10 protein-coding genes are annotated in these 14,422 nt (G+C 67.6%); 1 reads left to right on the top strand and 9 read right to left on the bottom strand.

Features of this window, described 5'->3' with window-relative positions:
• Positions 1-151: 151 nt before the first annotated feature.
• The 9 genes from E0T84_RS11015 to E0T84_RS10975 all read right to left on the bottom strand — a co-directional run bounded on the left by E0T84_RS11015 (position 152) and on the right by E0T84_RS10975 (position 13,134).
• Positions 152-3,112 (bottom strand): Rne/Rng family ribonuclease, encoded by a 2,961-nt coding sequence (locus tag E0T84_RS11015; RefSeq protein WP_138744480.1) that lies wholly within the window; start codon positions 3,110-3,112, stop codon positions 152-154.
• A 288-nt stretch (positions 3,113-3,400) separates the two neighbouring features.
• A complete protein-coding gene (gene ndk / locus E0T84_RS11010; RefSeq protein ID WP_070189039.1) occupies positions 3,401-3,823 on the bottom strand; it encodes a nucleoside-diphosphate kinase in 423 nt (140 codons plus the stop codon).
• Between the two features lie 84 nt (positions 3,824-3,907).
• On the bottom strand, positions 3,908-4,246 hold the full coding sequence (locus E0T84_RS11005; protein WP_083284534.1) for a DUF4233 domain-containing protein: 339 nt from the start codon (positions 4,244-4,246) through the stop codon (positions 3,908-3,910).
• Positions 4,247-4,323: 77 nt separating this feature from the next.
• Positions 4,324-5,730, bottom strand: a complete 1,407-nt coding sequence (locus tag E0T84_RS11000) for a folylpolyglutamate synthase/dihydrofolate synthase family protein (protein ID WP_070189037.1) — start codon at positions 5,728-5,730, stop codon at positions 4,324-4,326.
• The gene (locus E0T84_RS10995) at positions 5,727-8,393 is read right to left on the bottom strand and encodes a valine--tRNA ligase (RefSeq protein ID WP_171054983.1); all 2,667 of its coding nucleotides are present in this window, start codon (positions 8,391-8,393) and stop codon (positions 5,727-5,729) included. The genes E0T84_RS11000 and E0T84_RS10995 overlap by 4 nt, the downstream gene beginning before the upstream one ends.
• A 100-nt stretch (positions 8,394-8,493) precedes the next feature.
• Positions 8,494-9,114, bottom strand: coding sequence for a DUF937 domain-containing protein (locus E0T84_RS10990; protein ID WP_070189035.1), 621 nt, complete (start codon positions 9,112-9,114; stop codon positions 8,494-8,496).
• 115 nt (positions 9,115-9,229) lie between these two features.
• Positions 9,230-10,525, bottom strand: coding sequence for a trans-acting enoyl reductase family protein (locus E0T84_RS10985; protein WP_165617714.1), 1,296 nt, complete (start codon positions 10,523-10,525; stop codon positions 9,230-9,232).
• Positions 10,491-12,458 carry a S9 family peptidase gene (locus E0T84_RS10980; RefSeq protein WP_138744479.1) on the bottom strand — a complete coding sequence of 656 codons (1,968 nt, stop codon included), beginning with the start codon at positions 12,456-12,458 and terminating at the stop codon, positions 10,491-10,493. Before E0T84_RS10980 ends, E0T84_RS10985 begins: the two co-directional genes overlap by 35 nt.
• Positions 12,459-12,522: 64 nt before the next feature.
• Complete coding sequence (locus E0T84_RS10975; protein WP_070189033.1) at positions 12,523-13,134, bottom strand: hypothetical protein; 612 nt, start codon at positions 13,132-13,134, stop codon at positions 12,523-12,525.
• A gap of 134 nt (positions 13,135-13,268) precedes the next feature.
• Here E0T84_RS10975 and E0T84_RS10970 point away from each other — a divergent pair, with 134 nt between their 5' ends.
• A complete protein-coding gene (locus tag E0T84_RS10970) occupies positions 13,269-14,417 on the top strand; it encodes an FAD-dependent oxidoreductase (RefSeq protein ID WP_138744478.1) in 1,149 nt (382 codons plus the stop codon).
• Positions 14,418-14,422: the final 5 nt, after the last annotated feature.

The raw sequence follows: 14,422 nt of genomic DNA, 5'->3' as shown, positions 1-14,422 counted from the left end.
TGCTGCTCTCTGCGGGCGCGCGCTACCGGTCGGTGCGTGCGCGGGTCTTGGGTGGCGGGATGCCCCGCCGTCACCGGCCTGCGACTACCGCAGGCACTGGAGACAACTGGTCAAGGGTACTTGACCAGCTGGTAGAGGGTCAAACCGCCCGCTACTCGTGGCTGGGCGGCCCCGCCGGCCTGGCTGCGGCGCGCCGACGGGTGCGGCCCCGGCTCGGCGGTGCCTCGACGACCACGGGCTCCGACACCTGGTAGGTCTCCTGGTCGGGATCGTCTGAGTCTTCGGCATAGTCGAACTCGTCGGAGTCGTCCTCGTCCGAGTCGTCATCCTCGTCCGAATCGTCGTCGATCTCGTCCAGGTCGTCATCGTCGTCGTCGTCGAGGTCCTCGTCGTCGAGGTCGATCTCGCCCTCGTCCTCGTCGTCAGATACGTCTTCGGACTCCTCGGACTCGTCGGTGTCCTGCGTGCCGAACTCGCCGTCGGTGGATTCGTCGGGCACGTCCACGAGCTCGGCCGTGACCTGCTCGTCGCTCTCGTCCTTGCCGGTCTTGCCGGCGGTGCCCTCTTCGACCGACTCGTCGAGCGATTCGTCGTCGTCGTGGTGCCGGCCGTTGGCCTCGGCCATCGCCTTGAACATCGGGTGTTCGCCGGCCGGATGGTCGGGCACCTTGACGACTGGTACCTCTTCGGGCTCGGGACGGGCGTTGCCCCGCTTGCCGCGCTTGCTGCGGCGACCGCCGCCGCTGGCTTCGGCCTTGCGACCGGCGTTCGACGATGAGGCGGTGTCGACCGGATCACCGTGCAACACGATGCCGCGGCCGCCGCAATGCGTGCATGAGGTCGAGAACGCCTCGACCAGTCCGGTACCCAACCGCTTCCGGGTCAGCTGCACCAACCCCAGTGAGGTCACTTCCGACACCTGATGACGGGTACGGTCCCGGCCGAGTGCCTCGGTGAGGCGGCGCAGCACCAGATCCCGGTTCGATTCGAGAACCATGTCGATGAAGTCGATGACCACGATGCCGCCGATATCGCGCAAACGCAGTTGCCGCACGATCTCCTCGGCGGCTTCGAGGTTGTTGCGGGTGACGGTCTGCTCGAGGTTGCCGCCGGCGCCGGTGAACTTGCCCGTGTTGACGTCGACGACGGTCATCGCCTCGGTGCGGTCGATGACGAGAGTTCCGCCGGAAGGCAGCCACACCTTGCGGTCCATGGCCTTGGCCAGTTGCTCATCGATGCGGTGCACGGCGAAGACATCGGGAGCATCGGCGCCACCGGCGGGTTCGTACTTCGTCAGCCGCCCAACCAGGTCGGGGGCGACGGTGCTCACGTACTTGTTGATCGTGTCCCACGCCTCGTCACCGGAAACGATCAGACCCGAGAAATCCTCGTTGAACAGGTCGCGGATGACCTTGACCAGGACGTCGGGCTCTTCGTAGAGCGCGACGGCCGAGCCGGCCTTCTTCTCGGTGACCTCGGCGGCCTTGGCCTCGATTTCGGTCCAGCGCTGCTGCAGCCGCTCGACATCGGAGCGGATGTCGGACTCCTTCACGCCCTCGGAGGCGGTGCGGATGATCACGCCGGCATCGGCGGGCACGACCTCTTTGAGGATCTCCTTGAGCCGCTGGCGTTCGGTGTCGGGCAGCTTGCGACTGATCCCTGTCGACGACGCCCCCGGCACGTAGACCAGGTAACGGCCGGCCAGTGACACCTGGGTGGTGAGGCGGGCGCCCTTGTGCCCCACCGGGTCCTTGCTGACCTGGACCACCACGTAGTCGCCCGGCTTGAGTGCCTGCTCGATCTTGCGGTTCGAGCCGCCGAGCCCGGCGGCCTCCCAGTTCACCTCACCGGCGTAGAGCACACCGTTGCGGCCGCGGCCGATGTCGACGAATGCGGCCTCCATGGAAGGCAACACGTTCTGCACGATGCCCAGATAGATATTGCCCACCAGGGAAGCCGATGCGGCCGAGGTCACGAAATGCTCGACGACCACGCCGTCTTCGAGCACCGCGATCTGGGTGTAGCGAGCACCCTCGTGGGGCGGTTCGGTGCGGACCTTGTCGCGCACGATCATGGTGCGTTCGACAGCCTCGCGGCGGGCCAGGAACTCGGCCTCGCTCAGGATGGGCGGGCGACGGCGACCCGCGTCGCGGCCGTCACGGCGGCGCTGGCGTTTGGCTTCCAGGCGGGTCGATCCGCTGATCCCCTGGATCTCCGAATCATCGCTGCCCTTGCCGGACCGCTCGGCGCGCGGGGCGCGCTCGTGCACGACGGTGTTGGGCGGGTCATCCGGCGAGCCGGCGTCATCGTTGTCACCCGAGCCCGACTTGCGTCGCCGGCGACGACGCCGACGGCGACTGCTGCCGTCGCCGCCGGTGGTGTCCTCGTCGTTGCCGTCGTCCGACTCGTCGGAGTCATCGGAATCCTGGTCGGATTCGCTCTGGTCGTCGGCGCTGTCGGAATCGGAATCCGGACCCGATTCGGGTGCGTTGTCGTCGGACTGCTCGCCGCGCCCACGACCACGCCCCCGGCGACCGCGCCGGCGCCGGCGCGCGGCGGGACGATCCGCCTGTTCGTCATCGCCGTCGGAGTCGGTGTCGGTGTCAGTGGTGTCGTCGTCGTCCTCGTCGTCCTCGTCGACGTGTACCTGAATGAAGCTGACGGGCTGCGGGGCCACGAACAGCGGCAGGTAATCGGCCCGCTCGGTGTGCGCCTCCCGTTCCGTGGGAATGTTCGCCGTCTCCAGGATCAACCGGGACTCTGGCTCGTCGCCGACCAGGACGGGGTCGGCCTGCTGCTCGCCACCGGCCGAGCCCTCGACCGCGGTCACCACAGACTCGGTGACCGTGACGGCCTCGACCTGGACCGACTCCGCTTCCACAGGTTCTGCCGGTTCGGCCGCCAGCGCCTCACGGACCCGCTCGGCGTCGACCTTGTCGATTGTGGAGTGCGCGCTGCGCTGACGCCCGTCGAACTCTGCCAGCGCATCGAGCACGCGCCTGCTGGTGGTGCCGAGGACCCGCGCCAGCGAGTGGACTCTCAGGCGCTCGGGCAGTCCCTCCTGTTGCGGAGTCTGGGTTGATAGGTCGTCATTCTGGGCGTCTTCGGCCACGAATTCTCCTCAAGCCCCCGGGCGCGTCAGATGACGCGGCCACGCGAGGGCTTCCGCTATTGGCCCGGGACACTTTCCCCGGACTTGTTGTGGTCTCGCTCCGGGCGGCTCGCTACCGAACCCACCCGGTGCCTGGCTGAATGATGGCTGGACGGCCCGCGCCGCACCGGATTGCGGTGGTCGCGCTCGTCGAAGTCTTCATTCGGGTTTTCAGCCTCGGTTGAGGCCGGCTACCCGCACCCAGTATCCCACATCACTGACGCGGTACTGACCAGACTGCGAGAAGGTTTATCCGGCGGAGGCTTCGCCAGGGAACCACAGGGCGATCTCGCGGGCCGCAGACTCCGGAGAATCCGAACCGTGGACGAGGTTGTCCTGGGTCACAAGTGCCAGGTCACCACGGATGGTGCCGGGCACAGCCTTCTCCACCGGGTCGGTGCCGCCGGCGATCTGACGGAACGCCGCGATGGCACGCGGGCCTTCCACGATGGCCGCGACAACGGGACCGGAGGTGATGAACTCCAGCAGCGAATCGAAGAACGGCTTGCCGTCATGCTCGGCATAGTGCTTCTTGGCCAGCTCAACGCTGACGTTCTTCAGTTCGAGCGCTGCCAGGGTCAGACCCTTCCGCTCGATCCGGCCGAGGATCTCCCCGACCAGGTGGCGCTGCACGCCGTCGGGCTTGATCAGGACAAGGGTCTGCTCAGTCACGGCAGGAAGCGTACCGGTCGGTAACCGCGCCGCGCCATTTCGGGGGCCCGACCGGGCCCGCCCTGTGGCGCAGCTATCTCCGCCCTATTCGCTGGGCGGTTGCTGCCCCGGCAGCAGACCACGATCCTGCCGGCGTTTGACCTCGCCGCGCAGATACACGATCAGTAGCCAGACCACGGCGAATATCACCCCGATGAAACCGATGGCCCCATGGATGAGCGCTCCGGCGATCACCACCAGCTGAATACCCAGGTTCGCCCAGATGGCCCACGAGCGGCCCTGGATCCCCGACATCAAAATCAGCACTACGGCCAGCCCGACCACGAATCCGCCCGAGGTCCAGGTCAGTCCGGTGGCGCTGACTCCCACCACCGGCAGGGCCAGCAACACCACGATGGCCTCCAGGATCAGTGTCCCCGCCATCACCCCGCGGAAACTCTTCCACGGGTCCGGCGGGGCCGGCTTGTCGCTCGGCGTCTGATCGCCAGGGGTTTGATCGCTCACTGTGGGTCCCGTCCGAACAGGGTCCGGGCCGCGCCGGCAGTCACCACCGAGCCAGTGATCACCATGCCGGCCCCGGACAGGCCTTCGTCGGCCCCGGCCTCCTCGACCAGGGCGGTGGCGGTCTCGATGGCATCCGCCAACGTCGTGGCGGTGATCACCCGGTCCTGCCCGAAGCGCTCCTCGGCCAGCGATGCCAGCGACTCGACGTCCATCGCCCGCGGCGAGCCGTTGTGGGTGACCACGATCTGATCGAACACCGGCTCCAACGCGGTCAGGATGCCACCGGCGTCCTTGTCCGCCATCACCGACACCACACCGACCAGGTTGCGGAAATCGAACTCCTGCTGCAGGGTCTGCGCCAGCGCCGCGGCGCCGGCCGGATTGTGTGCGGCGTCGATGAAAACAGTTGGTGCACTTCGCATTCGCTCCATGCGCCCGGGGCTTCGCACCTCCGCGAAGCCGGCCCGGATCGCCTCGACATCGAGCTGACGGTCGGCGCCGGCACCGAAGAACGCCTCGACCGCGGCCAGCGCGAGAACCGCGTTGTGGGCCTGATGCTCGCCGTGCAGCGGCAGGAAGATGTCGGAGTACGCCCCGCCCAGCCCCTGCAGTTCCAGCAGCTGCCCGCCGATGGCAACCTGCCGGCTGAGGACCGCGAATTCGGAGTCCTCGCGGGCCACGGCCGCGTCGGCGCGCACCGTCTCTGCCAGCAGCACTTCCATGGCCTCCGGCACCTGCTTGCCGATGACCGCCACGGTGTCGGTCGGCACCAGGTCATCGGGTTGCCGCGTGATGATGCCGGCCTTCTCCCCCGCGATCTCGGCGATCGTCTCACCCAGATAGTCGGTGTGGTCGATGCCGATCGGGGTGATCACCGCGACCGGGGCATTGACGACGTTGGTGGCATCCCAGCGTCCACCCATCCCGACCTCGATGACCCCGACGTCGATGGGCACGTCGGCGAAGGCGGCGAAGGCCATCGCGGTGAGGACCTCGAACTTGCTCATCTTGGGGCCACCGGCAGCTTCGGACTGTCGGTCCACCAACTCCACGAACGGTTCGATCTCGGTGTAGGCGTTCACGTATTGCGCTGGGGTGATGGGCTTTCCGTCGATCGAGATGCGCTCCACCGCCGACTGCAGATGCGGGCTGGTGGTCCGTCCCGTGCGCCGGTGCAGCGCGACCAGCAACGCATCGATGATGCGTGCCACCGACGTCTTACCGTTGGTTCCCGCGACGTGGATCGACGGGTAGGCCCGCTGCGGCGAGCCCAGCAACTCCAGCAGGGCGGAGATCCGTGCCGTGCTGGGATCCAGCTTGGTCTCGGGCCACCGCTGATCGAGCAAATGCTCGACCTGCAGCAGCGCGGCGATCTCGTCCGGCGAAGGGACCGGATCGGTCATTGGGGCAGCCCGGCCAGGCGTGCGGTGATCCGTTCGACCTCTTCGGAGGCCAGCTGTTGGCGTCCGCGGATCTTGTCGACGACGTTCTCGGGTGCCTTGGCCAGGAACGCCTCGTTGCCGAGCTTGGCCGTCGTGGTGGCCAGTTCCTTCTGCGCAGCGGCCAGATCCTTTTCCAACCGCCGCCGCTCGGCGGCGACGTCGACGGTGCCCGAGGTGTCCACCTCGACGAGCACCGTGGCCTGCGTCAGGCGCACCTCGACCGAGGCCGACGGGGTGAAACCGTCACCGGCGTCGGTCAGCCAGGCCAACGCTGTCACCGCGGGCAGGTGCTCGGTCAGACCGGCCTCGGTGACCGCCGACAGTCGGGCCGGGACCCGCTGCCGATCGGCCAAGCCTTGGTCGCTGCGGAAGCGACGCACCTCGGTGATCAGCTTCTGCATGTCGGCAATGTGTTGTGTTGCAACAGGATCGAGCGCGATACCCGAGGGCTGCGGCCACGCTGCGATGACGATCGACTCGCCGTCGGTGAGCGCCTTCCACAGCGTCTCGGTGACGAACGGCATGACCGGGTGCAGCAGCTTGAGCAGCGCGTCGAGGACGGCCGCCAAGACGGCGGTCGTATGCGCGACGGCTTGATCTTTTTCGGAACCGAGCTGCACCTTGGCCAATTCGACGTACCAGTCACAGAATTCGTCCCAGGCGAAGTGGTACAGCGATTCGCAGGCCCGGCTGAACTCATAGCTGTCCAGTGCCGCATCCACTTCGGCGCGAACCTCTTCGAGTCGACCGAGGATCCAGCGGTCGGCGTCGGTGAGATCACTCGCGGCGGGCAGCGGAGCGGGCGCCGCACCGTTCATCAACGCAAAGCGGGTCGCGTTGAACAGCTTGGTGGCGAAGTTGCGGGAGGCCCTGGCGTGGTCCTCGCCGATAGACAGGTCACCCCCGGGGCTGGCGCCGCGGGCCAGGGTGAATCGCAGCGCGTCGGCGCCGAACTTCTCCACCCAGTCCAGCGGGTCGATGCCGTTGCCCCGCGACTTGCTCATCTTGCGGCCGAACTCGTCGCGGATCAGGCCGTGCAGGAAGACGTTCTCGAAGGGGACCTGCGGACCGCGGGCGCCGTCGAACGTGATGGCCGGATCGTCACCGACGAACGTGCCGAACATCATCATCCGGGCCACCCAGAAGAACAGGATGTCGTAGCCGGTGACCAGCACCGAGGTCGGATAGAACTTGGCCAGGTCCGGGGTGTGCTCGGGCCAGCCCATGGTGGAGAACGGCCACAGTGCCGACGAGAACCAGGTGTCGAGCACATCGGGATCCTGGACCCAGCCCTCCGGCGGGGTCTCGTCGGGGCCGACGCACACCGTCTCGCCGTTGGGGCCGTGCCAGATCGGGATGCGGTGTCCCCACCACAGCTGCCGGGAAATGCACCAGTCGTGCATGTTGTCCACCCAGGCGAACCATCGCGGCTCCAGGCTGGGCGGATGAATCACGGTGTCGCCGTTGCGCACCGCGTCGCCGGCGGCCTTGGCCAGGCCGTCCACCTTGACCCACCACTGCAGGGACAGCCGGGGCTCGATGGGCTCGCCGCTGCGCTCGGAGTGCCCGACACTGTGCAGGTAGGGCCGCTTCTCTGCGACGATCCGACCCTGTTCGGTCAGCGCCTCTCGGACCTTGATCCGGGCCTCGAACCGGTCCATGCCGTCGAATTGCGTTCCGGTGTCGGCGATCCGGCCCTTGGCGTCCATGATCGTCGGCATCGGCAGCTGATGGCGCAACCCGATCTCGAAGTCGTTCGGGTCGTGCGCCGGGGTGACTTTGACTGCGCCGGTACCGAATTCGGGGTCGACGTGAGTGTCGGCGACCACGATCATCTCGTGATCGACGAACGGGTGCGGCAGGGTTTTGCCGACCAGGTGGCGGTAGCGCTCATCGTCGGGGTGCACCGCGATCGCGGTGTCACCGAGCATGGTCTCGACGCGGGTGGTGGCCACGACGATGTGGGGCTCGTCGTCGTTCATCGAGCCGTAGCGGAACGAAACCAGCTCGCCCTCGACGTCGGAATACTTGACCTCGAGGTCGCTGATCGCGGTCTCCAGCACCGGTGACCAGTTGACCAACCGCTCGGCCTGGTAGATCAGACCCGCATCGAACAGCCGCTTGAAGATGGTGCGCACCGCGCGCGACAGGCCCTCGTCCATGGTGAAACGGTCGCGGCTCCAGTCCACACCGTCACCGAGGCGACGCATCTGCCCGCCGATGGTGCCGCCGGATTCGCGCTTCCAGTCCCAGACCTTCTCGACGAACGACTCGCGGCCCATGCCTTGCCGGCTCAGCCCCTCAGCGGCGAGCTGCTTTTCCACCACAGTCTGGGTTGCGATGCCGGCATGATCCATCCCGGGCAGCCACAGCACCTCATATCCCTGCATCCGCTTACGCCGGGTGAGGGCATCCATCAGGGTGTGGTCGAGCGCGTGGCCCATGTGCAGGCTGCCGGTCACGTTGGGCGGCGGCAAGACGATCGAGTACGGCGGCTTTTCGCTGGCCGGGTCGGCGGTGAAGTATCCGGCATCCACCCAGCCCTGGTAGAGGTCGGCTTCTACCGCAGCGGGATCCCAGGATTTGGGGAGGGCATCGGCGCGATTGTCAGGGCTGGGGGTCACCGAGCCATTCTAAGAAGGACGGGTCCGAATACGCGAAAGCCCCCGATGCCCGGTGCGTTCGCTGGGCTTCGGAGGCTTTCGAGCCGGCTTGCGGGCGGGGCTACTTCCTGCCGCCGAGCAGGCCACCGAGGATCTCACCGATGGCATTGTTCTGGCCGCCACCGCCGCCGAGAACACTGCCCAGGATGCTGCCGAGCGGGTTGTTTGCGGCCGCACCACCGCCGCCGACCGCACCGCCCAGGATGCTGCCGAGGACGTCCCCGAGCCCGCCACCGGAAGCCTGGGGCTGCGGGGCCGACTGTGCCGGCGCATTCTTCTGGGCGAACTGCTTGCCGATGTAGGCCAGCACGATCGGCGCCAGGATCGGCAGCAGCTGCTTGATCAACCCACTGCCGCCGGCGTCGGTACCGGCCAGCGCGGACGCGACCTGATTGCTGTCGTTGCCACCGAAGATCTTCGAGACGATCTGGTTGCCCTCGTTGGCGTCGACCTGATCGACGCTCACACCGCCGTCGAGCAGGCCACTGGCGCCCTTTGCGGTGACCGTCGACTCAAGGTCACTCGAATCGATGTTGTCCGCCTGGACATTCTCCGCGACGCCGCCGACCAGGGCCGGAACCAGGGTCTTGATGGCAGCGTCCACCTCGCCTTCATCTGCGCCGAGCTTGTTGGCGATATCCGCCACGGGGATCTGAGCGAAAAGTTCGTCGAGACCGGCCATTGTTCATCCCATCTTCGTTGCTGGCGTACTGGAAGTCCTCGGCATCGACACTAGTCGAATGTGATCTTGTCCCACAGGTCTTCGACGCAGGCCGATCCATTCATGTTGCGGCAGCTCAGGTCAGCGCGGTGGTCTCCAGCGACACGCCCGCGGCCGGTAGCCGGGTGAGGAGCACATCCCCCATCGCGGCCACCGGTGTCAGCACGCCGCGCCGGTCCGACAGGGCGTCGCGGTCGGTTGCCAGCGCGAGCCCGCACTCGCCGAGCAACACCGCGGTCGACTTGTATCCGGGATCACCTTGCTGAGCCATGCTCGTCACGTACCGTGCGCCCGATGCCGTGGTGGTGTATGTCTCGACGCGGTAGTGCCCACGCTCGCGGGCACGTTCGCTGGGGCCGGTTCCCGGTTTGGGCGCCAGCTTCGAGACGAAACCGCCGGGCAACCGGTTGAAGTACCGGCCGCCCACCCCGAGCGTGAAGGCGTTCGCACCCGTCACCGCTGCGGCAGCCAATGGCGCGGCAACCGAGCGTCCCAGACTCATCTGCTCGGCGTATTCGAAGCGGCGTCCGTAGGCATAGTTCAGTAATGCGTTGCTACGGCGCACGATTCGGGTGTTCGGGGCGGCCATGGCAAACGCGCCGGTCCAGTAGCCGGCCAGCTCGGGGGCGATCTCACCGCCGCGGCGCCACCGCACGTCGGGCTGAGCGCCGAGTTCGGGCTCGGCCCCGCGGTCGGGGCTCAGGGTGTACGGATCATTCATCAGGGCGCGGGCCTCGGGATCCGACGACAGCGTGTCGAGCAGTTCGAGCATCGAGGCGACGGTGCCGCCAGACACGCCACCGGCGAAGCTGCGTACCACCAGGTTGGTGTCGCCGAGCTCTCCGGCACCGTCTGCGACGGCTTGCCGATGGAGCGCGTACACCGTGAGATCGGATGGCACCGAATCGAATCCGCACGAATGCACGATGCGCGCGCCCGTGTCGACCGCCTGCTTGTGATGCAGGTCGATGCTGTCGCGGATGAACGTCGTCTCACCGGTGAGATCGGCGTAGTCGGTTCCGGCGGCGGCGCAGGCCGCGACCAACGGCATGCCGTAGCGGGCGTAGGGGCCCACCGTCGTCACCACGACCTGGGTGCGGGCCGCCATCGCATCGAGCGAGGCCTGGGAGGTGGCGTCGGCGGTCACCAGCGGCCACGACTGCGCGCCGGCCCCCAGCCCGTCACGGACCGCCCGCAACCGCTCCTCGGAACGGCCGGCCAGGGCGATCCGGGCCGCTCCCCCGGCTCTGGCCAGGTATTCGGCGGTCAGTTTTCCGGCGAAACCAGTGGCGCCGTACAGCACCAGATCAAACTCACGCTGCGTCACGATCTCGACGCTACCCGAGCAGTTCGGGCAGCTGCACCGGTTCATCCCTCAGGTGCTCACCCAGGAATGCGGTCACCACCTGGTACCAGAGCTTGGCGTGCTGGGGCGAGAGCACCCAGTGGTTCTCCGTCGGGTAATACAGGAACCGGTGCGGGCTCTCGCCGTTCTCGTCGGCGGGCAACCCCGAGTACGTCAGTAGTTCGAACCACAGCCGCAATGCCTCCCCGATCGGCACGCGATAATCCTTGTCCCCGTGGATCACCAACATCGGGGTGGTGATCTCACCGACGAACCGGTGCGGTGAATTGTGCTGGGCCATCTCAGGTGTCATCTCGCGGGCCCACCAGTACGCGCCGTCGGTGGTGGGGCCGAACTGGTCCAGTGCCCACAGGCTGGCATGCGTGACGATGGCATCGAATCGATCGGTGTGTCCGGCGATCCAATTGGCCATGTAGCCGCCGAACGATCCACCCATCGCAGCGGTGCGCGACGCATCGATGCGCGGATGTTCGCCTGCGGCATCCGTCGCCGCCATCAGGTCGGTATAGGGGTCGTCACCCCAGGCACCCCAACCCCGTGCGATGAAGTCCTGGCCGTATCCGGTGGACAGTCCCGGATCCGGCATCAGTACCGCGTAGCCCTGGGCGGTGAGCAGCCACGGATTCCACCGCCAGTGCCAGCTGTTCCAGCTTCCCAGCGGCCCGCCGTGGATCCACAACACCAACGGAGCCGCTTCGTCACCGTCGGGCAAGGTGAGCCAAGACCGGACCGGCGTGCCGTCGGCGGCGGTCGCGGTCACCTCGGTGAGGGTGCCCGGCAGCTCGGGCATCTCCAGGCACGGCAGCGCGGTGACGGTGCCGTCCCGATCGATGCGGACCGGATGCGGTGGCGCGGAGTACGAGCTGCGCAACGCATAGATCACCCCGCCGGGTGCGGGGCGCACGTCGGTGTAGGCGAAGTCGTCATCGGTCAACCGGGTGACCGTGCCGGAGGCGGGATCGACGGAGAAGATCGGGCCACGGCCACCGTCGTCGGCCGTCACGATCAGCGCCGACGAATCCGCCGCCCAGGCCACCGATGAGGGCCAGCGGTCCCAGCCGCCGGTCAGCTCCACCGGTTCGGCTCCGAACCGCATGCAGCACAGTGTGATCCGGGGCGGCGAGGTCGGAGTGGAGTGGGTTTCCCTCGTGAAGGCCACGGCATGGCCGTCGGGGGCGATGGCCGGGTGCTCCAAATCCGCCCCGGGTTCCTCGGCGATCGTGGCACGCTCCCCGGTCGCCCGGTCGATTCGTACCAGGGCCACCCGCACCGCTGCGCCGGGGCCCGAGACCCGCCAGGAGGTCACCACGAAGTCACCGTCGGCACTGAGGTCGAATGAGGTCTCACACAACGCCGCACCCGGGCCTGTGGTCAGATCCCTTGTGGCGTCGGCATCGAAGAGGTGGAGTTGGTCGGGGCCGAGGTCGTGGTCCCAGTATCGGACCGGATAGCCGGTGTGCAGGATCGCCGACACCTTGTTCTGCTTGCGGGCCTCGCGCCGCGTCTTGTCGTCATCGATGTCCGATGACGACGACAGCAGCGGCGCGGCCACCACGGTGACCTCGGCGGCCCGGGCACTGGACATACGGGTGACACCGCCGGGCATCGTCAGTACCTCGAATGCCTCTCCGCCGGTGGCGGGTAGGCGCCACAGGGCGGTCGGCGGTTTGTCGCCGTCCTCGCCGGGGCGCGCCGCGAGGAACAACACGTCGCCCCCGGCGGTGAACACCGGCGCCGACTCCCCCGTGGCCCCATGGGTCAGCCGGCGCGCGGGTTCGACGCCGGCGGGATCCAATTCCCATATGGCGCTGAGGAACTCATTTCGCTTTTCGTTGAGTGTGCTGACCGTCGTGACCAGCCGCGAGCCATCTGGGGACATCGCCAGACCTGACACCCGGGGCAATGCGAGGTAGTCATCGAGATCATCGAACACCGTCATGGCTCCCCACCGTAACGGCGCGGCCCGCACCGGAGTCCGGTACGGGCCGCAGGACGTCGGTCAGTTACACCACTTCGGTGACCTGCCCGCTGACGTCGGCCCGCACCTGCTTGCTGCTGCGCTCTCCCTGGACGTTGATGAACAGGATCACGTTCTCGTCGAACGGGATGTTGCGCTTGATACTCACCGTCTGGACCTTGCCGTCGGGAATCTCGCTGGCCGCCACGGCGCCGTCGATCGCCGCGGCGATCGCACTGCTGGGCACGTCGGAGGTGGAGAACAGATTCTGCTGCAGCGCCTCGGTGTCGTCGTCATAGTCGATCGGGCGAGATGGTGCGACGGCGCCCGAGGTGTAACTCCATTCGTTCAACTCGGTCGGGGCGTTCGGGTCGATGGCCTCCACCTTGAGCACTCCCGGCGTGATCACGATGTCGACCACCTGCATCGGGTTGGCGCCGACCTTTTCCGCGATGGCCGCACAGGCGTTGTCGATACCCTCTGCGGTGAACAGGTTGCCCGAGACCGCTTCGGTGATCTTCTCGGTCCCCGACGTCACGACCTTCTCGGCTGCCCCGGCGGCCGCGTCCCTGATCTCGGTCACCTTCGAACAGCCACTCAATGCGGATGCAGCCAAGGCGGCTGCGCCGAGCGCAGCACCGAAGCGGGTGAGTTTCATCGGGTCCTCTCCATCGTTGTATCCCGACCATTCGGCGGGGGGAGTCTGTGCAATCACTGTGCAGACGCTGGAAGGCTACCGATCCCGAGTCTGGTTGCGGTGAGTCACCTCAGCGGCCCGACTAGATTCGAATGATGGCAACGTCCGTACTGGTCATCGGCGCGGGTATCACCGGCCTGGCGACCGCAGTCGCACTGCAGCAGCAGGGGTTCGACGTAGGCGTGGTCGAGGCTCGCCGCGCTGTCGCCCTCGGCGCCGGGATCAGCCTTTGGCCCAACGCGCTGGCCGCCCTCGATGAGATCGGCCTCGGCGATCAGGTGCGCGGTGCGGGCGGCCGGGTCGCCACCGGTGCGCTGCGTCGTGCAGGCGGGGCGTGGTTGCGTCGGCCGGCACCGCAACGGTTCACGCACGCGCTGGGCGAACCGCTGGTGGTGATCAGACGCGCCACCCTGACCGAAATCCTCACCGGCGCACTCGCACCCGGCACCGTGCAGTACGAACTCACGGCCGACAAGGTCGACATCGGCACCTCGGACGTGCGGGTCACGTTCACCGACGGCAGCATCCGCGAAGCGGCCGGCCTGGTCGGCGCCGACGGTGTCGACTCCGTCGTGGCACGGCACCTGAATGGTCCACTGTCTCGCCGCTACACGGGCTACACGGCTTGGCGCGCGGTCGCCGCATGCCCGCTCGATCCAGATCTGTCGGGTGAAACCCTGGGCGCCGGCTCCCAGGTCGGACACGTACCGCTCGGCTCCGACCACACATATTGGTTCGCCACCCAGCGTGCGCCACGGGGCCAGACCAGTCCCGACGGCGAGCTGGCGCACCTCAAGAGGCGCTTTTCCGAATGGTCGGAACCGATCCCGACACTGCTGGCCACGACCGATCCCGATCAGGTACTCCGGAACGATCTCTACGACCGTGCGCCCGCCCGCGTCTGGGCCCGCGGTCCCGCGGTGATCGCCGGCGATGCCGCCCACCCCATGCGCCCACATCTGGGCCAGGGCGGTTGCCAGGGGCTGGAGGACGCCGCCATCCTGGCGGCTCTCGCGGCCAGAGGGCCGGATCTGGGTAGCGCGTTCTCCCGGTTCGCGGCGATACGTCGCCGGCGGGTCAAAAAGATCGTCCAGGAGGCGGAATTGATCGGCCGGCTGGTGAACCTGCGTCCGTCGGCACTGAGCGCCGCGGCCACCCGAGCTTCCGTGCTGATGCCCGAGTGGGTGTTGACCCGGCACCTGGCCTCGATCGCCGGCCGCGGGGCATTCACCCCGGTGCGCTGACTCGG

The organism is Mycobacterium sp. DBP42 (assembly GCF_005924235.1).
In the GTDB taxonomy this organism is placed as follows: Bacteria; Actinomycetota; Actinomycetes; order Mycobacteriales; family Mycobacteriaceae; genus Mycobacterium; species Mycobacterium syngnathidarum.
This window is presented reverse-complemented; position numbering and strand designations above follow the sequence as displayed.